At 68.8% G+C, this 22,334-nt stretch carries 12 protein-coding genes; 2 read left to right on the forward strand and 10 right to left on the reverse strand.

Annotation, left to right across the window (positions count from 1 at the left end):
- Positions 1-2,898 carry a beta-galactosidase GalA gene (gene galA, locus SJY20_RS03525; RefSeq protein WP_380785219.1) on the forward strand — a complete coding sequence of 966 codons (2,898 nt, stop codon included), beginning with the start codon at positions 1-3 and terminating at the stop codon, positions 2,896-2,898.
- Here the strand turns inward: galA and nagE are convergent.
- The 6 genes from nagE to SJY20_RS03555 form a co-directional block, all read right to left on the reverse strand.
- Entirely contained in the window at positions 2,895-4,616 is a 1,722-nt protein-coding gene (gene nagE / locus SJY20_RS03530; RefSeq protein WP_380785220.1) for an N-acetylglucosamine-specific PTS transporter subunit IIBC, read from the reverse strand. The two genes, galA and nagE, sit on opposite strands and share 4 nt — an antisense overlap.
- Positions 4,613-7,117 (reverse strand): phosphoenolpyruvate--protein phosphotransferase, encoded by a 2,505-nt coding sequence (gene ptsP / locus SJY20_RS03535; RefSeq protein WP_380785221.1) that lies wholly within the window; start codon positions 7,115-7,117, stop codon positions 4,613-4,615. Before ptsP ends, nagE begins: the two co-directional genes overlap by 4 nt.
- Positions 7,118-7,148: 31 nt before the next feature.
- On the reverse strand, positions 7,149-8,282 hold the full coding sequence (nagA, locus tag SJY20_RS03540; protein ID WP_380785222.1) for an N-acetylglucosamine-6-phosphate deacetylase: 1,134 nt from the start codon (positions 8,280-8,282) through the stop codon (positions 7,149-7,151).
- A complete protein-coding gene (locus tag SJY20_RS03545; protein ID WP_380785223.1) occupies positions 8,279-9,340 on the reverse strand; it encodes an SIS domain-containing protein in 1,062 nt (353 codons plus the stop codon). The genes nagA and SJY20_RS03545 overlap by 4 nt, the downstream gene beginning before the upstream one ends.
- A gap of 87 nt (positions 9,341-9,427) precedes the next feature.
- Complete coding sequence (locus tag SJY20_RS03550; RefSeq protein ID WP_380785224.1) at positions 9,428-10,174, reverse strand: copper homeostasis protein CutC; 747 nt, start codon at positions 10,172-10,174, stop codon at positions 9,428-9,430.
- A gap of 2 nt (positions 10,175-10,176) precedes the next feature.
- The gene (locus SJY20_RS03555; protein WP_380785225.1) at positions 10,177-11,211 is read right to left on the reverse strand and encodes a N(4)-(beta-N-acetylglucosaminyl)-L-asparaginase; all 1,035 of its coding nucleotides are present in this window, start codon (positions 11,209-11,211) and stop codon (positions 10,177-10,179) included.
- Positions 11,212-11,397: 186 nt separating this feature from the next.
- On the opposite strand from SJY20_RS03555, the gene SJY20_RS03560 reads away from it, so the two are divergent.
- Positions 11,398-14,469 carry a TonB-dependent receptor domain-containing protein gene (locus tag SJY20_RS03560; protein WP_380785226.1) on the forward strand — a complete coding sequence of 1,024 codons (3,072 nt, stop codon included), beginning with the start codon at positions 11,398-11,400 and terminating at the stop codon, positions 14,467-14,469.
- A 62-nt stretch (positions 14,470-14,531) separates the two neighbouring features.
- On the opposite strand, the gene SJY20_RS03565 is transcribed toward SJY20_RS03560, so the two are convergent.
- The 4 genes from SJY20_RS03565 to SJY20_RS03580 all read right to left on the reverse strand — a co-directional run bounded on the left by SJY20_RS03565 (position 14,532) and on the right by SJY20_RS03580 (position 22,251).
- A complete protein-coding gene (locus tag SJY20_RS03565) occupies positions 14,532-15,782 on the reverse strand; it encodes an arsenic transporter (protein ID WP_380785227.1) in 1,251 nt (416 codons plus the stop codon).
- 25 nt (positions 15,783-15,807) lie between these two features.
- Positions 15,808-17,070, reverse strand: coding sequence for an MFS transporter (locus tag SJY20_RS03570; protein ID WP_380785228.1), 1,263 nt, complete (start codon positions 17,068-17,070; stop codon positions 15,808-15,810).
- A 206-nt stretch (positions 17,071-17,276) separates the two neighbouring features.
- The gene (locus tag SJY20_RS03575) at positions 17,277-19,211 is read right to left on the reverse strand and encodes a ribonucleoside-diphosphate reductase subunit alpha (RefSeq protein ID WP_380785229.1); all 1,935 of its coding nucleotides are present in this window, start codon (positions 19,209-19,211) and stop codon (positions 17,277-17,279) included.
- Positions 19,212-19,596: 385 nt separating this feature from the next.
- The gene (locus tag SJY20_RS03580) at positions 19,597-22,251 is read right to left on the reverse strand and encodes an EAL domain-containing protein (protein ID WP_380785230.1); all 2,655 of its coding nucleotides are present in this window, start codon (positions 22,249-22,251) and stop codon (positions 19,597-19,599) included.
- Positions 22,252-22,334 lie beyond the last annotated feature (83 nt).

A 22,334-nucleotide genomic window follows, 5' to 3' on the forward strand; every position in this document is an offset into this window, starting at 1 on the left:
ATGAACCGTCGCGAGCTTCTCATCGGTACGGCGGGTGCCGGCGCGACCCTGGCGATCGGTACGGGCGAGGCGGCGCCGATCGCGTCGGGCGAGGCCGGTGCGCTGCCGATGCCGCGACCGTCGCGCGCACTGCCGCCGGCGCGGTTCGATCCGGACCCGTCGCGGATGCTGATCGAGCGCGGCTGGCTGTTCAACGAGGGCGATGTCGTCGCGCCGAAGCCGGTCGGGCACAATGCGACCTATCTGAGCGTCAAGGCGGGCAACGCGCTGGGCGCGGCTGCGATGGCGTATGACGATTCGGACTGGCGCCCGGTGCGGCTGCCGCACGACTGGGCGTCCGAACAGCCGTTCGTCGAAACCGCCAGCATCTCGCAAGGGTTTCGCACGCGGGGCATCGGCTGGTACCGGCGGTCGCTGCGCCTCGAGGCGGCGGATCGCGGCAAGACCATCCTGTTGCGGTTCGACGGGATCGCGACCAACGCGACGATCTGGGTCAATGGCAGCGTCGTCGCGCACAACTGGTCCGCGTATAACAGCGTCGAGATCGACCTGACGCCGTTCGCGCGGTTCGGCGACGACCACAATGTCATCGCGGTGCGGGTCGATGCCGAGGCGATGGAGGGCTGGTGGTACGAGGGCGCCGGGCTGTACCGCCATGCCTGGCTGATCCGCCGCGCGCCGGTGGCGATCGTGACCGACGGCGTCCACGGCGATCCGCGACGCGATGCCGACGGGTGGCACGTGCCGGTGGAAGTGACGATCGGCAGCAGCGACCGGGTGTCGGCGGATGTCACAATCGAGACGGTGCTGCTTGGCCCCGATGGTGCGCAGGTCGCCACGGGCAGCGCGGTCGGCACGGTGGCGCCGCTCGACCGCGCGGTCGCGACGATGCGGCTGGCGGTCGCCGCGCCGCAGCTGTGGTCGATCGAGCGGCCGACGCTGTACACGCTGGTAACGCGGGTTTCGCGCGCGGGCGTGGTGGTCGACGAGCGGCGGACGCGGATCGGGTTTCGGCAAATCCGGTTCGACGCCGACCGCGGGTTCTTCCTCAACGATGCGCCCGTGAAGCTGAAGGGTGTGTGCCTGCACCAGGACCATGCCGGCGTCGGCACCGCGATTCCCGACGCGCTGGCGCGCTGGCGTCTGGAACGGCTGAAGGCGATGGGGTGCAACGCGATCCGCTGTTCGCACAACGCACCCGCCGCCGAAATCCTCGATCTGTGCGACGAGATGGGCTTCGTCGTGATGGACGAGAACCGCCAGTTCAACCCGGCGCCCGATTACATGGCGCAGCTCGCCTGGATGGTCCGGCGCGACCGCAACCATCCCAGCGTAATCCTGTGGTCGGTGTTCAACGAGGAACCGATGCAGGGCACCGAGGCCGGCGTCGAGATGCTGCGGCGGATGGCGAAGACGGTGAAGACGCTCGACGACAGCCGGCCGGTGACCGCGGCGATGAACGGTGCGTTCTTCGATCCGGTCAACGTGTCGAGCGTCGTCGATGTCACCGGGTTCAATTACTACCAGGGCGACTACGACAAGTTCCACGCGCTCAACCCGACCAAGCCGATCACGAGCTCGGAGGATACCAGCGCGTATGAAACGCGCGGTGCGTTCGCGACCGACGCCGCGGCGCACGTCCAGTCGTCTTACGACGTCGAGGCGGCGAGCTGGGGCGATACCCACCGAGCGACTTGGAAGAAGATCGCCGACCGGCCGTTCGTGGCGGGGGGCTTCGTGTGGACCGGGTTCGACTATCACGGTGAGCCGACGCCGCACGAATGGCCGACGATCTCGAGCTTTTTCGGGATCCTCGATCTGTGCGGATTCGCCAAGACCGCGTTCGATATCAAGCGCGCGCACTGGGTCGACGATACCGCCGTCGTCAGCCTGACGCCGCACTGGAGCTGGCCGGGGCGCGAGGGGCAGGCGGTGCCGATCCTGGTGATGAGCAACGCCGAGCGCGTCGTCCTGAAGCTCAACGGCCGCGTCGTCGGCGAGCAGGCGGTCGACCGGATCATGGGCAATGAATGGAGCGTGCCCTATGCGCCCGGCCGGATCGAGGCGATCGCGCTGCGTGGCGGCAGAGTGGTGGCGACCGCGGCGCACGAAACTGTTGGCGCGGCGGTCGCGCTGCGGCTGACCCCGGCGCGCAGCGTGATGGCGGGCGACGACGAGGATACGCAAGCGGTGACGATCGACGCGATCGACGCCGCGGGGCGCCACGTGCCGACCGCGAACCTGGCGACGCGCTTCACGGTCGAGGGCGCTACGATCATCGGTGTCGGCAATGGCGATCCCAACAGCCACGAGCCGGAAAAGGGCGGTGCGCGGTCGCTGTTCAATGGCCTGGCGCAGATCGTCGTGCAGGCGGGGACCGGGCGGGGTCGCATCGTCGTCCGCGCCGCGGCTGCGGGCTTGAAGCCGGCGCGGCTGGTCATCGATCGTGCGAACCTTGCGCCGCGCGAGCAGGTGCCGGTGACGGTATCGGCGATGGCGATCCGGGAGTGGCGGCGGTCGCCGGCGTTCGCCGCGCGACCCGATCCTGAGCTGGCGCCGATCGACGGCGACAACAACAGCTGGGCATTCGTGCGTAGCGGAACGCCGGCGCAGCCCGCGGCCGAGGGGCGGTGGCGGATCTATCGTACCAGCGTGACGCCGTGGCGCCGGGTCGGATCGGAGGGCGGGGTGATCCGCTTCGCCGCGGTCGCTGGCAAGGCGGAGCTGTGGATCGATGGCCAGCGGGTCGGCACCAAGGCGGAGGCCGCGATCGCGCCGTTCGCCGGGGCAGTGCTGGCGGGTGCGGGGGCCAGGACGGTCGTCCTGCTTGTCGAGGCCGCAGACGGCGCGCCATCGGGGATACTCGGCCCGGTGACGCTGGAACCGCGGGCGCGCTAGCCCGCGCGCACCAGCCGCGCCAGGCTGTCTTCGGCGGCGAGCAGATGGACCTGCCCCGCCGCCGGCCGGACGATCCCGCGCAGGTCGAGCGCGCCGAGGCGGACGTCGTCGACCAAGGCCGCGTCGCCGACCTCGATCCGCAACCGGCCCGGGTGGCGGCTCGCGGTGCGGACGTTGGCGGCACCACCAAGTGCCGCATAGGCTTCGGCTGATAGCGTCGTCGTGGCGACGTCGGGCGAAGTCGTGGCGACTTCGTCTGCGGGCGCCGGCTCGTCGCCGAGCGCGAGGGCGTCGCGGATTTCTACCGCGACCACGTCCGCGATCGGGCCCAGCACGACCTGCAACGCGGCGTTCGAGGGGCGCAGGATGCCGCGTGCGCCGAGTGCCTTCAGCGCGGCGTCGTCGACCGCGGACTGATCCGCGACGATCAGCCGCAGCCGGGTGGTGCACGCGCTGACCGTGGTCAGATTGGCCGCCCCGCCGAGTGCGCGCGCAAACGCTGCGCCGCGACCGCCGGGCTGGACCGTTGCCACCGGCGCTGCGACCGTCTCGGCTTCGCGGCCGGGCGTCGCCAGATCGAAGCGGCGGATGAAGAAGCGGAACAGCGCGTAATAGATCGCGAAATAGGCCGCGCCGACCGGCAGCAGCATCAACGGCCGCGTCGCCTTGCCGAAATTGAGGATGTAGTCGAGCAGCCCGGCGGAGAAGCCGAAGCCGAGCTTCACGCCCAGCACGTCCATCAGCACCATCGAAAGGCCGGTCAGCACCGCGTGCACCGCGAACAGCACCGGCGCGAGGAACATGAAGCTGAACTCGATCGGTTCGGTGACGCCGGTCAGGGCGGACGTCAGCGCGAGGCTGAACAGCATGCCGCCGACCGCCTTGCGCCGGTCGGGCCGCGCGCTGTGATACATCGCCAAGCACGCGGCGGGCAGGCCGAACATCATTACCGGGAAGAACCCTGCCATGAACCCGCCGGCGCTGGGATCGCCGGCGAAGAAGCGATGCACCTCGCCGTGTGCGCCGTGATAATCGCCCGCGACGAACCAGACGAAATTGTTGAGCAGATGGTGCAGGCCGGTGACCAGCAGCAGCCGGTTGAGCAGCCCGAACAGGAACAGGCCGACCGCGCCGCTGCCGCTGATCGCGAGGCTGAACTGGTCGACGCCAGCGTTGAGCACGCCGAACCCTAGGCCGAACGCGAGCGCGAGTATCAGCCCCGCGACGCCGCTGACGATCGGGACGAACCGCCGTCCGCCGAAGAAGGCGAGATATTCGGGGAGCGCGATCGCCGCGAAGCGATTGTAGAGCAGCCCGCCGGCGAGCCCCGACAGGATGCCGATCGGGACGTCGAGCCGCGCCATCGCCTTGGCCTTCCACGCCGCTATCGCAAGGTCGACCATGGGTCCGGTGAGCCCCGCGACGACCGCGGGCGGGGCGACCAGGAACACTTTCCCCGCTTCGGTCGCGACCAGGAAGCAGACCACGCCGGCGAGACACGCTGCGCCGTTGCCGTCGCGCGCGAACCCGGTCGCGACGCCGATCGCGAACAACAGTCCGAGATGCGAGAAGATCGCGTCGCCCGCCGCGCTGAGGAAGGCGATGTCGAGCAGGTCGGGCTGGCCGAGCCGCAGCAGCAGCCCGGCGATCGGCAGCACCGCGATCGGCAGCATCAAGGCGCGGCCGAGCGGCTGCAGCGCTTCCAGGATCGATTTCATGCGTGGAACTCCCGGGCAAGCGTTCGGACCGCGGCGGCGGATTGGCACGCGAGCGCGGCGGTGGCGTGCGTGCGGCACGCCTCCATCGTCAGCGTCGCGACCAGCGCCTTGACCTCGGGGATCATCGTCGGCGCCGACGATAGTTCGGTGACGCCGAGCCCGATCAGGATGGGGATCGCGAGCAGGTCGGAAGCGAGGCCGCCGCACACCCCGGTCCAGCGGCCGTGACGTCGGCCGCCCTCACAGGTCTGCGCGATCAGTCGCAGTACCGCCGGGTGAAGCCCGTCGATCCCCGCCGCCACCGCCGGATTGCCGCGGTCCATCGCCAGCGCATATTGGGTCAGGTCGTTGGTCCCGACCGACAGGAAGTCGGCTTCGGCGGCGATCAGGTCGGCGGTGACGGCGGCGGCGGGGGTCTCGATCATCACGCCGAGCGCGACCGGATCGGCGAGGCCGAGTTCGGCGGCGACCCGGTCGACCACGGCGCGGACGGCGCGGAGTTCGCCGAGGCTGGCGATCATCGGCACCATGATCCGGCACTGGCCGAGCGGTGCGACCGCGAGGATGGCGCGGACCTGACCCTCGAGCAGCGTCGGATGCGCGAGCCCGACGCGGATCCCGCGCAGGCCCAGCGCCGGGTTCTCCTCGGCCGCCATCGGCAGATAGGGCGCGGGCTTGTCGCCGCCGATGTCGAGCAGCCGGACGATCAGCGGACGGCCACCGAGCGTATCGGCGATCGCCTGATACTCGGCGGTCTGTTCGGCGATATCGGGGGCGGCATCGCGCTCGAGGAACAGGAATTCGGTGCGCAGCAGCCCCGACCCTTCCGCGCCGTTGTCGACCGCAAGCCGGGCGTCGCCGACCGATCCAAGATTGGCGAACGCCTCGATCCGGGTGCCGTCCGCCATCCGGCATGGCTCGCCGGCGCGGGCCAGCGCCTCGGCACGCCGGACCGTCGCCTTGACCAGCTGGACCTGTGCGGCGGCGACGGTGTCGGCGTCGGGATCGATCCGGACGAACCCGTCGCTGGCGTCGAGCACCAGCATCGCGCCGTCGCGCACGCCCGCCAGCGCATCGCCGATCGCGACCAAAGCGGGCAGCCCCATCGTCGCCGCGAGGATCGCGACGTGCGAGGTCGGACCGCCGCGTGCGACGCACAGCCCGGTGATGGTGGCGCGGTCGAGCGCGAGGACGTGCGACGGCAGCAGGTCGTCGGCGAGCAGGATGGTGTCGGGCGGGAACACCGGCGGCGCGAGGTCGACGCCGACGATCAGCGCCAGCAACTGCCGTTCGAGGTCGAGCATGTCGTCGGCACGCTCGGCGAGGCGCGGGTCGGACCCGGCGCGCAGCGCGTCGGCAAGCGGGCGAATCGCGTGGCGCCAGGCATGGCCTGCGCTATTGCCCGCAGCGATCAGCGCACCGGTGGCGTCGCGCAGTGCGGGGTCGCCGAGCAGTGCGGTATGCGCCTCGACGATCGCGCGCTCGGGTCCGGCGGCGCGGGCGGCCTGCGCGGTGAGCCGATCGGTCAGCGTGGCGACGGCCTGCGCGAAGCGGGCTTCCTCGACCGCGATGCCTTCGCCGTGTTCGGGGACTTCGATCTCGGGCTGGCGGAACCAGTGCGCCTGTCCGATCGCGAGTCCGGGGGCGGCGGTGACGCCGGCCAGAGCACCGGCGGGAAGGGGGCGGGGTTGCGATGGGGCGGGGGCGGCCCCGGTCTTGGAGGGAGCCTCGGCGGGTTCGTCCATGCCGCTGCCGATCAGCGTCGCGATCGCGGTCGCCGCTTCGACGGACCCGGGGCCCTGGGCGGACACCGTAATGGTGTCGTTGCAGCGTACGCCGAGTGCGAGCAGGCCGATCGGGCTGCGCGCGTCGCTGGTCTTGTCGCCGCAACCGATCGTGATGGCGGCGTCGTGGCGCTTCGCCAGCGTCGCGATGCGCGCGGCGGGGCGGGCGTGGATGCCGTGCGGCAGGGGCACGGTGATTGTCAGGCTGTGGGTTTCGCCAGCCTCGATGTCGACGATTTCGGCGGGCTGGTCCGCAATCCGCGGTTCCAGCGTCAGCAGCGGCTCGCCGATCGCGACCATCCGGCCGGTTACGCACTGCGTGATCGTGAACGCATCGCTGTTGAGGACGATGATCGGCGTCACCACCGCGCGCGCCTCGCGGACCAGCAGGTCGAGGTCGAAGCGGATCAGCCGGGTGCCGGCCGCGACATGGTCGCCGACCGCGACGCAAGGGGTGAAGCCGCGACCCTCGAGCGCGACGGTGTCGAGCCCGATATGGACCAGGATCTCGACGCCCTCGGGGGTGCGCAGCGTGATCGCGTGGCCGCTGTCGAGCAGGCTGAGGATGACGCCGTCATAGGGCGCGACCAGCATGTCGCCGGTCGGGTCGATCGCGACGCCGTCGCCGAGCATCCGGTCCGAGAACACCGCATCGGGGACATCGGCGACGGGCATCGCCCAGCCCTGCATCGGGGCGGTGAGGGTGATGGCGGCCATTGGGTCTTCCTCAGATACCGAAATCGGCGGATCAGGTGGCGGACGCGCCGCCGATCCAGGTGTTCACGGGGTACAGGTCGCGGGTCAACTGCACCCAGTCGGCCGCCAGCCCCGGCGCCAGCGCGCCGCGGGTGTCCGACAGCCCGAGGAACGCGGCGGGATAGGTCGACGCCATCGCCGCGGCGGTCTGCGCCGACACGCCGAGCCGCGTCACGGTGTTGCGGACCGCGCCCGCCATGTCGAGGTCGGACCCCGCCAGCGTACCGTCCGCACCGACGCAGCGGCCACCCTCGACCCGGATCGCGCGGCCCTGCAGCACGAACGACTTCTCGACCGCACCGACGCACGGCATCGCATCGGATACCAGCATGAAGCGGTCGTGCGGGCGGGCGCGCAGGGCAATCCGCAGCACTGCATCGTCGACATGGAAGCCGTCGACGATGATCCCGCAATACACCGCCTGGTCGTCGAGCACCGCGCCGACCACGCCCGGCGCGCGGTGGACCAGTGGCGACATCGCGTTGAACAGGTGCGTCACGCCGGTGATCCCGGCGGCGATGCCGGCGCTGGTGGTGGCGTGGTCGGCGTCGCTATGGCCGATGCTGACGAGCACGCCGGCGGCGGTCAGCGTCGCGATCTGCGCCGCGGTCACGCGTTCGGGCGCCAGCGTCACCATGACCCGGCCTAGACGCGGGCGGGTGAGCAACGCGAGCAAGTCGTCGTCGAGATCCTGGAACCGCGCCGGGTCGTGGATGCCCTTGCGCGCCGGACTGATCACCGGGCCCTCGATGTGGATGCCGAGCACGCCGGGGACGCCCGCCACGATCGCCGCATCGACCGCATCGAGGCCGCGCGCGATCACGTCGGGGGTGTCGCTGATCAGTGTCGGCAGGAACGCGGTGGTGCCGAACGGGCGATGCGCAGCGCCGATCGCGGCGATGCCCTCGACACTGGGCGTGTCGTTGAACAGCACGCCGCCGCCGCCATTGACCTGGGTGTCGACGAAGCCGGGCATCAGCCAGCCGCCGTCCAGGTCGATCGTGTCGTCGCCCGTCGTATCCGGTTCGATCCGCGCGATCCGCCCGTGTTCGACGACCAGCGTCGCCGCGCTCAGCAGCCCGGCCGCGGTGACGATCGTGCCGTTGGTAAACCGGACGCTCGTCATAGCGTGCGCGTGACCTTGCTAAGATGGGACGGGGCGTCGGGGTTGAAGCCGCGCGCCACCGACAGCGCGTTGACCATCTTGTAGAAGCTCTGGATCATCAGGATCGGTTCGATCGACGGGTGCGCGGCGAGCGCAGGAAGCGCAACACCGGTGGCGATATCCGGGGTGGTGCCGTCGGCACGCGAATCCGCCAGCAGAACGCTGGCACCGCGGCCCGCGAATTCGCTGGCGGCATCGCGGACGCCGTCGCCGACCGCATCCGAGGTGGCGAGTGCGAGCAGCGGGAAGCCGTCCTCGACCAGCTGCATCGGGCCGTGCCGGACTTCCGCCGCGCTGAACGATTCGGCGTGCAGCGCGCAGGTTTCCTTCATCTTCAGCGCGGCTTCGTTGGCAACGCCGAAGCCTGCGCCGCGGGCGATGACGAACAGGTTGGTGCTGTCGCGGAGCGGCGCGATGGCGGCCGACCAGTCGAGCGCCCAGGCGCGCGCAAGATCCTGCGGCAGCGCGGCGACGGCATCACGCAGTTCGGTGTCCTCGGTCCACTCGGCGGTCAGCGCGGCGAAGGCGGCGAGCGTGCAGATATAGGATTTGGTCGCCGCGACCGACTTTTCCGGACCGGCTTTCAGCGCGACCAGAGTGTCGGCGATCGCGGCCAGGGGCGAGGACTCGTCGTTGACGAATGCGACGACATGCGCGCCCGATGCCTTCATCGCGGCGACGGTCGCGAGCAGGTCGGGGCTGCGGCCGCTCTGCGAGACCGCGATGCACAGCGTGTTCTCGGCGCGCAGGCGGGCGCGGCGGACCGACACGATCGACGGCGCGGCGGCGGCGACGGGGATGCCGGTACCGGCCCAGATCAGATACTTGCCGTACACCGCGGCGTGATCCGACGACCCGCGCGCACAGCTGACGACGACCGCGGGGGGCGCGGCGCGCAGCTTTGCGCCGAGTTCGGCGAAGATCTGGGCATTGGCGGCGAGCATGCGCGCGACCGCGGTTCCGGCTTCGGCGGCTTCGCTGTACATCAGCGTGGTTTCGGCGGCGGGGGCGTCGATCATGTCGTCTCGCTGTGCTGGCGGTGAGGCAACCCGGGGTCGCTGATGCCGATAGGTACTATGTTATAAATTGGTACTGCTCAAGTCGCGTCAGGTCTTTAGTGCTGCCGCCAATAACCGGACGACATGGGCGTCGGTTCGGGCATGGTCCGGCGAGACGAAGCCGAAGCGCAGCGCCGCCGGGTCCGCGGGCATCGGATCCGGGCGTCGGCACGAGGCATGGACTTCGCGGACTCCGGTTTCGACGATCGCAGGAAGCGTCGCCGGCGACACCCCGCTGCCCGCGAGGATGACGATCCGGCCCGCGGCCTGGCGGTGCAGGCGCGCGAGCATGGCGACGCCGTCGACCGCCTTGGGCGTGCCACCGGACGTCAGGATGCGATCGAAGCCGAGGCCGATCGCTGCCTCCATCGCCAGCGGAAGATCGGCGCAGAGATCGAACGCGCGGTGCAGCGTCAGCGACAACGGGGTGCCGCGGGCCTCGCCGGCCGCGCGGGCCCGCGCGACGAGCAGGGCGAGCAATCGGGTGTCGAGCGCGTCGCCGTTGCACGCCCCGATCACGACGCCAGCCAGTCCGGCCTCCGCGGCGGTGCGGATGTCGTCTGCGATCAGCGCCTGTTCCGCCGACGAGTAGACGAAGTCGCCTTCGCGTGGTCGACAGAGCAGGTGGACCGGCAGCGGTGCATCCGCGGCAGCGCGGGCCAAAGACGCGGGCGGAGTCAGTCCCCCGACCGCCAACGCCGCGCACAGTTCGATGCGGTCGGCGTCACCCGCGACCGCGGCGTCGATACCGGCGAGGTCCTCGACGCAGACTTCCAGTGCCAGCGGGATATGCATGGTCAGGCCTGGAACAGCGATGGCGCCTTCAGCACCGTCGTCATGCCATCGGCGTCGGTCACCGCATAGGTGAAGCCGGGCAGCAGGCAGAACGCGCCGATCACGCCGTGGGCGTCGAGCGCGAGGAAGCCGACCTGGACGCCGCGGATCGCGTCGCCGCGCAGCTTGGCGATGTGGCGGACGACCTCTTCGCACGCCTGTTGCGGGGTAGCGCCGGTGCGCATCGAAGCGACGACGCGCGCCGATCCTGCCACCCGCGTGACCTCTTCGCCGAGCCCGGTCGAGGTGGCGCCCCCGATCCCCGCCTCGACGTACAGGCCCGATCCGACCTGCGGCGAATCGCCGACGCGGCCGCGCATCTTGAACGCCATCCCCGACGTCGTGCAGGCGCCGGCCATGCGGCCGTCGGCAGTGCGCGCGAGCAGCCCGATGGTGTCGTGATCGAGCGCGCCGCCGGGCGTCCGGGTGATGCGGTTCTCGCTGTTCGCCTCGGGCTGGTATTTCGCGGTCTTGAGCCAGTCACGCCACGCCTTTTCGGACTCCGGCGTCAACAGCGACTGCTGCGGGAAGCCCTGGTCGCGCGCGAACCGCGTCGCGCCTTCGCCGACCAGCATGGTATGCGGCGTCCGCTCCATCACCCGCCGCGCGACCGAGATCGCGTGCATCGTGTTTTCCAGCGCGGCGACTGCGCCGACACCGCCGGCATCATCCATGATCACCGCGTCGAGCGTAACGTGGCCGTCGCGGTCGGGATAGCCGGAATAGCCGACGCTGTGGTTGGTCGGATCGGCTTCGGGCACCATCGCGCCAGCCTCGACCGCGTCGATCAGCGACCCGCCCGCGCGCAGCTTCGCGAACGCCGCGGCATTGGCGGCGGCGCCGAAATCCCAGGTCGACAGGATCGAAGTCGGCTTGCCGGCCCCCGGCTTTGCTGCGCGGGCAGCGGCGGTGGTGAGGGGAAGGGCGCCAAGTGCGCCGATCGCGGTCAGCACGGATCGTCTGGTGGTCATCGCTTTGGTCCCCTGGCTGCCGGTCATGGTCTCGATGCCGGCAATGCTATCTCAGCGTGAAGCGGTCCGCCAGCACTGACGCCATTTTGCAACATACTATCGCAAATGTATTGGAAAGGTATTGTTTGGGTATTGACCGCCGAACCGATTTGCAGAATTTCGAGCCCGGGACCGGATCAAGCGCGTGTGTGCGGCCGGCAAAGGGGTTTAGCTATGATCTTCAGTCAGTCCGTGTCGCGGATCGCTCTTGCCGGTTCGCTCTTCCTCGGGGCCATGCCGGCCTTTGCGCAGGACGTTCCGCAGCAGGATGCGACCACTCCCGAGCAATCGAAGGTGCAGGCCGACGCGGCGACGGCGGCGACCACCGGCGCAGACGATACCCCGAGCGACGCCATCGTGGTCACCGGATCGCGGATCCAGCGTCCGAACATGACGTCGGCCGCGCCGATCACCTCGGTCACCGCGCAGGACATCCGGGCGCAGGCCCCGGTCAACGTCGAGGACGTGCTCAATCGGCTGCCGCAGATTTCGCCCGACAACCAGCAGACCTATCAGGATTCGGACGGGCGCCAGCGCATCAAGCTGCGCAGCCTGGGCTTCGAGCGCACGCTGGTGCTGATCGACGGCAAGCGCCTGGGCACCCAGAACGGCCAGGACGTCGGCATCATCCCGCCGTCGCTGCTCGAGCGCGTCGACGTGCTGACCGGTGGCGCGTCGTCGGTCTATGGTTCGGACGCGGTGGCCGGTGTGGTCAACTTCATCCTGAAAAAGGATTTCGAAGGCGTCCAGATCGACGGCAACTATAATTTCTACAACCACAACAACAAGGACACGATCGTGTCGCCGTTGGCGCGCGCCAACAGCTTCGGCAGCCCGACCGGCCTGACCAACGACGGCGGCCGGACCGACATCACGCTGACCGCGGGCAAGAAGCTGCTCGGCGGCGCGCTGCGGGTGTCCGGTTTCGTCAATTATCGCCACACCGACATCGTGCCCTACGACGCGCGTTCGAGCTCGGCGTGCCAGCTGATCCAGACCGGCAAGGACGGCCCGCTGTCGTGCTCGCTGTCGACCTACTCGCGCAGCGGCTATATCGTGCCGCAGAGCGGTCCGAACAGCGGCGCGCAGCTGGTCAACGATCCGAACGGTGGCACCGGTTTCGTCCCCTACGGCGTCGGCGCGGGCAACGCCGCCAACCCGTATGACGGCTATTCCTATCAGCGCGCGTCGGAGCGCTGGAACGCCGGCGGCTTCGTCAGCGCCGACATCGCCCCCGACATGGAAGTCTATGGATCGGGGATCTGGTTCCGCGACAAGTCGCAGAACGCCTATCCGGCGCGCATCCTGAGCTCGACCGCGTACGGCGAGGGCACCACGCCGTACCAGGTCAACTGCAACAACCCGTATCTGTCGGCATCGCAGGCGACCGCGATCTGCGGCGCGCAGGCCGGCACCCGCGCGTTCGCGCCGATCGACCTGCGCTATCGCTTCAACGATCTGGCCGACATCCCCGACGTCTACACGAACACGGGCATCCGTGCGACCGCCGGCCTGCGCGGCAAGTCGGGCGATGCGTGGACCTATGACATCGGCGGCGTCTTCGCCCGCAACATCCAGCGCGTCCAGTCCGGCAACATCCCCGACTTCGGCCGCGTCAACAACGCGCTGAACGTCGTCAACGTCAACGGCGTCCCGACCTGCGCGGTCGGTGCAGCGTCGGGCTGTCTGCCGCTCGACGCGTTCAGCGCCGGCACCGCCGGTTCGCCGCTCGCCAGCTATCTGTTCACGATGCCGGGCGGCGCGACCAAGGGCGTCGGCACGCTGTACAACGTGATCGGGTCGGTCACCGGCGATCTCGGCAAGTACGGCGTGACCTCGCCGCTGGCGAACCAGGGCGTCGCGATCGCGCTCGGCGTCGAATATCGCCACGACAATTTCCGCAGCTCCGCCGACCAGGCGTACCGCGACCAGAATGGCGGCACCGATTCCAGCATCTCGCAGGGGGTCTGGGAATCGAACATCGAAGTCCAGGCGCCGCTGATCGAGGAGCGTGCGTTCGCGCACCTGCTGCAGGTCAATGGCGGCTATCGCGTGTCGAAATACACCAGCAATCCCAAGACCTTCAACACCTGGAAGATCGAGGGGCTGTACGCGCCGGTCAGCGACCTGACGTTCCGCGGATCGTACAACAAGGCGCAGCGCGCGCCGACCGTGGTCGAGGTCGGCCAGGCCCGCAACATCAGCTATGGCCTGCAGGGCGGATCGCAGGGTGACTTCTGCGCGCCGACCGTTACCACCGATCCGGCGACCGGCAAGATCACCTATGGCTCGCCGATCGCGTCGCGCGACGTCTGCCGCGCGACCGGGCTTTCCGACGCGCTGTATGGCAGCACGACTCTGCTCTGCAAGCAGGGTGACGGCAACCAGTGCACGGTTCGGTCGGGTGGCTTCACCGCTGATCCGGAGACCGCCTACACGCTGACCTACGGCCTGATCGTCAAGCCGCGCTTCATCCGCGGGCTGGTGCTGTCGGTCGATCGCTACCAGATCAGGATCAACAACTCGCTCGGCTTCAACCAGGACACCTACTACACCGATGGCTGCCAGCGTTCGAACGGCGACCCGTTCTTCTGCTCGGGCATCGTCCGCCAGCCGGGCACCGGCATCTTGTACGCCGCGGCCGGCGGCAACCCGACCAGCGGCTTTATCCGCCAGGGCACGACCAACTATTACAAGTCGATCTCGCGCGGGGTCGATTTTCAGGCGCAGTACGCGGTCGGTTTGGGCGGCGCGGGGAAGCTCGACCTGACCTTCAACGGGTCGCTCACCACCTTTGCCGGTGGCCAGGATTCGCCGCTGCAGCCCAAGCGCAACTGCGCCGGCTATTACAGCAACGGCTGCAACGACCTGCTGCCGAAATGGTCGCACGGCCTGCGCGCGACGTACACCACGGCGGACGGCTTCTTCGGGACCTCGTTCAACTGGCGCTATGTCGGTTCGCTGACCAGCGCCACCAATTCGGGCGATGCCGCGATCGGCGGTACGCCGGATCAGGTCCGTTCGACCTTCTACCGTATCGCGCCGGTCAGCTATTTCGACCTGTCGTTCAACTTCGCGGTCGCAAAGGACTTCTCGCTGCGCCTGATCGCGAACAACCTGCTCGACAAGTCGCCGCCGATCCTCGCGAACTCGTACCAGATCAGCCTGGCGCGCAGCAACACGATCCCCGCGCGCTACGACTCGCTCGGGCGCAACCTGGCGGTGGGCGCTACCGTCCGGTTCTGATCCGGATCGCTACGCTTACGGAAGGGGGCTCGCCGGTTGCGGCGGGCCCCTTTTTCGTGGGCTTATCCCAGCGCGATCCGGGCGCCGAGCGCGGCGATCAGCGCCAGCGGCATCGCGATCGCCCCGACCTTCAGGAAGCGCCAGAAGCCGACGTCCTGGCCTTCGCGACGGATCGCCTGGAGCCACAGGATGGTCGCGAGGCTGCCGGTGATCGACAGGTTGGGACCGAGGTCGACGCCGATCAGCAGCCCATCGACGACCAGCCGCGGCGGTTGCGCCTGCGCGACCGCGGTGCTGGCGACGAGGCCGGCGGGCAGGTTGTTCATCAGGTTCGACCCGAACGCGAGGATGGTCCCGGCGACCGCCGAGGCCTGTGCCGGGTTGGCCGAGGCGACGCGGATCGCCTGCGCGACCTGGCCGATCATGCCGGTCAGGTCGAGCGCCTCGACCAGCACGAACAGCCCGGCGACCAGCGGCAGGACGCTCCACGATATCTGCCGCGCCAGTGCGATCGGCGAGGAGCGCGACAGCGCCGACACGGCCAGCGTCGTGACGGTGCCTGCGATCGCGGTCGGCAGGCCGAGTTCGGCATCGCGCGCGGACACCACCAGCAACACGATCGCGGTCGCGACGATGCCGACGAACGCCGCCTTGCCGCCGGTGGTCAGCGGGGTCCGATCGACATCGCTCACGCATGCCCCGGCGAGGCGCTTGCGCTCGATCCAGCGCAGCACGAGGAAGGTCACGACGATCGCGGCGACCGACGGCAGCGCGAACGAGGCGAACCACTGGCCGAGCGGGGGCATCTTGCCGCCGTACAGCACCAGGTTGGCGGGGTTCGAGATCGGCAGCACGAAGCTGGCGGCGTTGGCGATCAGCGCGCAGGCGAACAGCAGCGGCAGCGGGTCGGCCTTCGCTTTTCGCGCCGCCGCATAGACCGCCGGGGTCAGCACGACCGCGGTGGCGTCGTTCGACAGGAACGTCGTCGTGACGATCCCGGTGACATAGACCAGCGCGAACAGCCGCGCGGTCGATCCGCGGGCATGGATCGCCGCGGTCGCCGCGACCCAGTCGAACAGCCCCTCCGCGCGGGCGGTCTCGCTGAGCAGCATCATCCCGATCAGGAACAGATAGACGTCGGTGCCCTTGCCGATCGCGTGGAGCGCGGCGGCGACCGGCATCAGGCCGAGCAGGGGCAGCAGGATCGCGCCAGCGACCGCCCAGATCGCCTCCGGCCAGCGAAACGGCCGCGCGATCACCGCGGCGGTGGCGGCGACGCAGATGCCCCAAGTCGCATAGGTCGCGAGCGTCACTGGGGCTTCCCGACCCGGGTCCGGCTCATTTGTGGGTTTCCCGCATCGCGGTGAGGTACAGCACGAAGCCGGCGACGGCGATCGCCGCGAGCGTCAGGAAGTTCGCGGTATAGCCGGCGCGGACGATGATCGCGCCGGCCAGCGAGGCGGACAGCGCGGCGCCGAGCCCGAACACGCTCGACACCACGCCCTGGCTGACGTTGAACCGGCCCGACCCGGTGGTCAGGTCCGCGACGATCACCGGAAACAGCGCGCCGAATATCCCTGCGCCGATGCCGTCGAGCGCCTGCACGCCGACCAGCCACCACGGATCGGACGACAGCGTATACAGCGCGCCGCGGACCGCGAGCACGGCGAAGGCGACGAGGAACATCGGCTTGGTGCCCCAGCGGTCGGTGTTGCGGCCGACCACGACCGCGACCGGCACCATCACCAGCTGCGCCGCGACGATGCACGCCGCGGTCAGCGAGGTCGCCTTGTCGGTGCCGACGGTGCGCCCCAGCAGCTGGCTGACCGAGGTGAGCATCGCCGCGTTGGCGAGGTGGAAGGTGAAGGCCGCAGCGGCGAAGATCATCAGCGGGCGGTTCTCGATCAGCGTCTTCCAGCCGCTCGGTTCCTCGCAATCGTCGTCGGGTTCGCAGTCGAGCCCGCGCGCCACCGCGTTGTCGATGTCGCGGTTGTCCAGGCGAAGCGTGACGACGATGCTCGCCACGGTCAGCGCCGCCATCAGCCAGAACACCACCACCGGCCCGAACGACCAGGCGAGGACGCCCGCGATCGCCGCCGAGACCGCGTTGCCGGCATGGTTGAACGCTTCGTTTCGGCCGACCCGCCGGGCGAACAGCTTCGGCCCGACCAGGCCCAGCGTGATCCCCGATATCGCCGGCGCGAAGATCGCGCCCGCCGCCGCGGCGATCGATTGCGTGATCGTGACCATGGTGAAGCCCGAGACGATCGGCAGCGACAGGCTGCTGAGCGTGACCAGCAACGCCGCGACGATGACGATGCGGGGCTTGTTCCTGCTGCGATCGATCAGGCCGCCGGCCGGCGTCTGCGACAACAGGCCGACGATCCCGGCGATGGTGAGCACCATCCCTACGGTCGCCTCGTTCCAGCCGTGCGACGGGCCGCGGACGACGAGCAGGTAGATCGCGAGATAGGGGCCGAGGCCGTCGCGGACATCGGCGAGGAAGAAGTTGAGCGCATCGAGCGTTCGCGTCGGCGGGTGGCCGGGTGGCTTCGGGTGATGGCCCGGCTTGGGCGTTGCCGCCCTGGTTGCCGTCGTCATCGGTAGTCTCCAGCTCTGCCGACGCGCACGGTCTTGCGCGGTCCCCGGGTAGCTACGCTGGCGGTGCGGAATTTCTCCTTTGTGCCGTAAAATTCATGATCGGAGGCGCTGCCGTAGGCAGGGGTGCGATCGTGCACAACGACAGACGACGGAGCATCCTGAGATGCCCCGTCGTGCGGTCGTTCAGTTACTGGCGCAACGCGGTGTCACTGACAGGCGAGGCACTCGTCGTAATCCTTCGACTCGACCTCGATCTGGCGCAGGTCGATGGTGTTGTCGGCCTCGACCCCGCCGGCGAAGCCCGCGCGCTGGACGCTCTTCGAGCGCAGGTAATAGAGCGACTTGATGCCGAGCTCCCAGGCGCGGAAGTGGAGCATCAGCAGGTCCCATTTCTCGACGTCCGCCGGGATGAACAGGTTCAGCGACTGCGCCTGGTCGATGTACGGGGTGCGATCCGCCGCCAGTTCCAGGAGCCAACGCTGGTCGATCTCGAACGACGTCTTGTAGCAGTCCTTTTCCTCGGTCGAGAGGAAGTCGAGATGCTGGACCGAACCGCCCTGTTCGAGGATCGAGTTCCACACCGCGTCGCTGTTCTTCGACTTCTCGCTGAGCAGCTTTTCGAGATACGGGTTGCGGACCGAGAAGCTGCCCGACAGCGTCTTGTGGGTGTAGATGTTCGCCGGGATCGGCTCGATGCACGCGCTGGTGCCGCCGCAGATGATGCTGATCGACGCGGTCGGGGCGATCGCCATCTTGCAGCTGAAGCGCTCCATCGCGCCGGTGTCGGCGGCATCGGGGCAGGGGCCGCGCTCGATCGCGAGCTGCATCGACGCTTCGTTGGCCGCCGCGTTGATGTGCTTGAACATGCGGAGATTCCACGACTTCGCCATCGCGCCCTCGAACGCGAGGCCGCGTGCCTGGAGGAAGCTGTGATAGCCCATCACGCCTAGGCCGACAGACCGCTCGCGGCCCGCGCTATAGGCAGCGCGCTCCATCCCCGGCTCGTGGCGGTCGATGTAGTCCTGCAGGACGTTGTCGAGGAAGCGCATGACGTCCTCGATGAAGCCCTTCTCGTCCTTCCACTGGTCCCACGTCTCGAGGTTGAGCGAGGACAGGCAGCAGACCGCGGTGCGATCGTTGCCGAGATGGTCCTTGCCGGTCGGCAGCGTGATCTCGGAGCAGAGGTTCGAGGTCGAGACCTTGAGACCCAGTTCGCGGTGATGCTTGGGCATCGCCTTGTTCACGTGGTCGGCGAAGATGATGTAGGGCTCGCCGGTCTGCAGGCGGGTCTCGACCAGCTTCTGGAACAGCGAGCGCGCATCGACCGTCTGGCGGATCGACTGGTCCTTGGGGCTGCGCAGATGCCATTCGGCGCCGGCACGGACGGCTTCCATGAAGTCGTCGGTGATCAGCACGCCGTGGTGCAGGTTGAGCGCCTTGCGGTTGAAATCGCCCGATGGCTTCCGGATCTCGAGGAATTCCTCGATCTCAGGGTGCGAGACGTCGAGATAGCAGGCTGCCGAGCCGCGGCGCAGCGAGCCCTGCGAGATTGCGAGCGTCAGCGAGTCCATGACGCGGACGAACGGGATGATGCCGCTGGTCTTACCGTTGAGGCCGACCGGCTCGCCGATGCCGCGGACGTTGCCCCAATAGGTGCCGATGCCGCCGCCGCGCGAGGCGAGCCAGACATTCTCGTTCCAGGTGTCGACGATGCCGTTGAGGCTGTCGGGCACCGAGTTCAGATAGCAGCTGATCGGCAGGCCGCGACCGGTGCCGCCGTTCGAGAGAACGGGGGTGGCGGGCATGAACCACAGCTTCGAGATCGCGTCGTACAGGCGCTGGGCGTGCGGCGCGTCGTCGGCGTACGCAGAGGCGACGCGGACGAACAGGTCCTGGAAGCTCTCGCCCGGCAGCAAATAACGGTCGCGCAGGGTTTCCTTGCCGAAATCGGTCAGCAGCGCATCGCGGCTATGGTCGACTTCGACGGGGTAGGGCTGCGGGCGTACCGAATGGCTGTCCTGAGCCTGAGGCTGGCCCTGAGCCTGGGCCGGCGCTGCGGCTTCGGGCGTCGCGCCCGGCGCGGCTGCTTCGAGGGTATCCGTGGTCATGTCGCTATCCCGGCTGCTATTACTGTAGTCCATCGAAACCGCTCCCACTCGTGCTCGGTCCGTACGAATCGGGAGCACGCTCCCTGTTACACCCGAGCGGATCAAAGGGGGAACATAATCCGATCGCGCCGCCGTCATGGCGACCCCGACCGTCGTGTCTGCATATGGCTATGCGAGAACCGTTCTACCAGTGATTGGGTCCGCTCCCGAACGCAACCCCAAGAGATTGTGCCAAACCGCGAAGCGACGCAAGCGCGTTCGATCGGGAACGACGACGGTTTCGACCGCCCAGGACGCGCGACGCGCGGAGTTCTGCGGGGTTCGCGATACGCAAGGGAACGGACGGCGAACGAAAATATTTTGATGCGCTGGTACGGGGGTACCGGCCGGCACTGTCGTTGCGTTCAGGCCGTGATGTTCAAGCGGTCCGGCGGACGATCCTGGACACCGGGGCTGCGGTGAGGCGGTCGAGGTTGAAGGCTTCGACGAACTCGATCCCCGCCTTGCCGTCCTTGGCCCAGCGGATGTGCGCGGCGATCATCTCGTCCTCGAGCAGTTCGATCTGCATCTCGAGCCCGGCGGGATCGCCCTCGATCTCCAGGCCGTCGATCATCGCGCCCTTTGGCGAGATGTTGCGGATGCGGACCGCGCCGCGGGTGCCGTCGATCGCGATCCGAGCGGAGCGCAGCATCTTGGTGCGCGGGCTGCGGCTGACCTTGAACCCGCTCGGGGTGGCGACGCCGGACTGCACGCCGAGTTGTACCAGCACCTCTTCGGCAGGGGCGGGGCGGCCATAGACATAGCCCTGGATATGGGTGCAGCCGAGTTCGCGAATCAGGTCGATCTCGTCCTGGATCTCGACGCCCTCCGCGGTCGTCTCCATCCCCAGCGTATCGGCGAGCGTGACGATCGCCTTGATGATCGCGGCGTTGCGATTGCCGGGCTGGGCGGCGCCCTTCACGAACGACTGGTCGATCTTGATCTTGTCGAACGGCGCGTTGCGCAGATAGCCGAGCGACGAATAGCCGGTGCCGAAATCGTCGAGCGCGAGGCGGACGCCGACACCCTTCAGCGCCTTGAACATCTGGTCCGAGGACTGCGTCTCGTCGAGGAACACGCCTTCGGTGATCTCGAGTTCGAGCCGGCCCGGTGCGATCCCCGATTGCGCCAGCGCGCTGGTGACCAGCGCGGGCAGCACCGGGTTGGCGAACTGGATCGGCGAGACGTTGACCGCGACGCGGATGTCGCCGAGCCAGCGCGCAGCCTCGATACAGGCGGTGCGCAGGACCCATTCGCCGATCGCCTCGATCAGCCCGCATTCCTCGGCGATCGGGATGAAATCGGCAGGGGAGACGTTGCCGCGGGTCGGGTGGGTCCAGCGGATCAGCGCCTCATAGCCGACGATCCGCGTCGACCGGGTGCTGACCACCGGCTGATAGGCTAGGTGGAACGCGCCTTCGGACACCGCGGTGCGCAGGTCGTCCTCGAGTTGCTTGCGGGTCCGTGCGCCGGTCAGCATGTCGTCGGAATAGAAGCGGTGGACACCGCGGCCGTCGCCCTTTGCGGCGTAGAGCGCGAGGTCGGCGTTGCGGACCAGCGTCTCCGAATCCTCGCCCTGCTGCGGCGCCACGGCGATCCCGACCGAACAGCCGATCGTGACCGATGCACCGCCGATGAAATAGGGTTGCGACAGCGCGGTGATGAGGTCGCGTGCCAGCGTCGCCAGCGCCTCGCGACTGTCGATCCCGGGCAGCACGACCTGGAATTCGTCGCCGCCCAGGCGACCGACCAGTCCGGTATCGCCGACCCCGCGTTGCAGCCGCTGCGCGACCTGTTTGAGCAGCGCGTCGCCGGCCTGGTGGCCCAGCGTGTCGTTGACCGCCTTGAACCGGTCCAGATCCATCAGGAACAGCGCGGTCGGACGGTGCGGGCCAGCCTGCTGCATGAGCGTCTTGTCGAGCGTGATCCGCATCCGCTGGCGGTTGGCGAGCCCGGTCAACCCGTCGAACAGCGCAAGGCGCGTGATCTCGGCTTCGGACTTGCGCTTCTCGGTCAGGTCGGAGCCCGAGCCAATGAAGCCGTGGAACCGGCCGATCTCGTCGACCACGGGACGGCCCGAGATCGACCACCAGCGCACGGCGGCGGCGTCGACGGGCGGACCGAACGCGGCGCACACCGAATAGTCCGAGAACGAGGTCCGCGACGACAGATGGAAGGCGAGCGTGCGTTCGGTGCTGTCGCTGTCCATCCGGAACAGGTCGGTGAGCAGCAGTCCGGCGGGGTTGCCGCCGGTATGCGTAAGTTCGCCGGCGACCTTGGCGGAGATATAGGTGACGCGGCCGTGGCGGTCGGCTTCCCAGAACCAGCCGGTGCCATGCCCCTCGAATTCGGCGATCATCTTGACCGCGAGGCGGCCTTCGCTGGTCTCGTCGACGCGGTCGAGCGCCAGATCATGGTCGACCCGCGCGAGGCGGTGCGCGACCAGCGCGAGGCAGCCGAGGAAGAGCAGCGCGACGCCGAACGCGACGCCGATGCCGGACAGGATCGCGAGCATCAGCACCAGCCCGGCGCCGAACCCCAGCGTCGCGACGCGAATCGGATGGATGCTGAGCGCGGTGACGCCGATCGCCCCCGATATCGCGACGAAGCTGCCGAGCTGAACGGTGCCGACCGGCATCCGCGTCGTCGTCCACAGCAGCGCGAACAGTCCTGCGGCGAGGCCCGCCGACCCGGCCATCACGATGCGATAGCGCTGGTGGGCAGGCCAGCGCCGCATCGCGGGCAGCCGCAACGTCGCCAGCAGGACGGCCGAGACGAGCAGGACGATGCCGGCATAGGCACCGATCAGCGGCATCAGCGCGGCCAGCCCTTCGTGCAGGACCGCGCCGACCAGCATCCCGCATGCGACCAGCTGCGTTGCCAGCGTGAACGGCCAGATCGCGCCGATCTGCGCCAGCAACGCATTCTGGTTGGCGGTCACCGGTTCGCGGTCGTCCTCGCCGAGTCCGAACAGCCCATAGGCTGCCGGACGGCTGCGTTGGCGACGATCGGCTTTCGGGAGGGGCGCATGCATACTCCCGGATAACGCCGATTCCGTTGCGAAACTGGCTAGCGATCAGGGTTAACGCGAGAGATTGAACCGTTTTCGGTTCGAAT

This window comes from Sphingomonas sp. R86521, from assembly GCF_042466235.1.
Taxonomy (GTDB): domain Bacteria; phylum Pseudomonadota; class Alphaproteobacteria; order Sphingomonadales; family Sphingomonadaceae; genus Sphingomonas.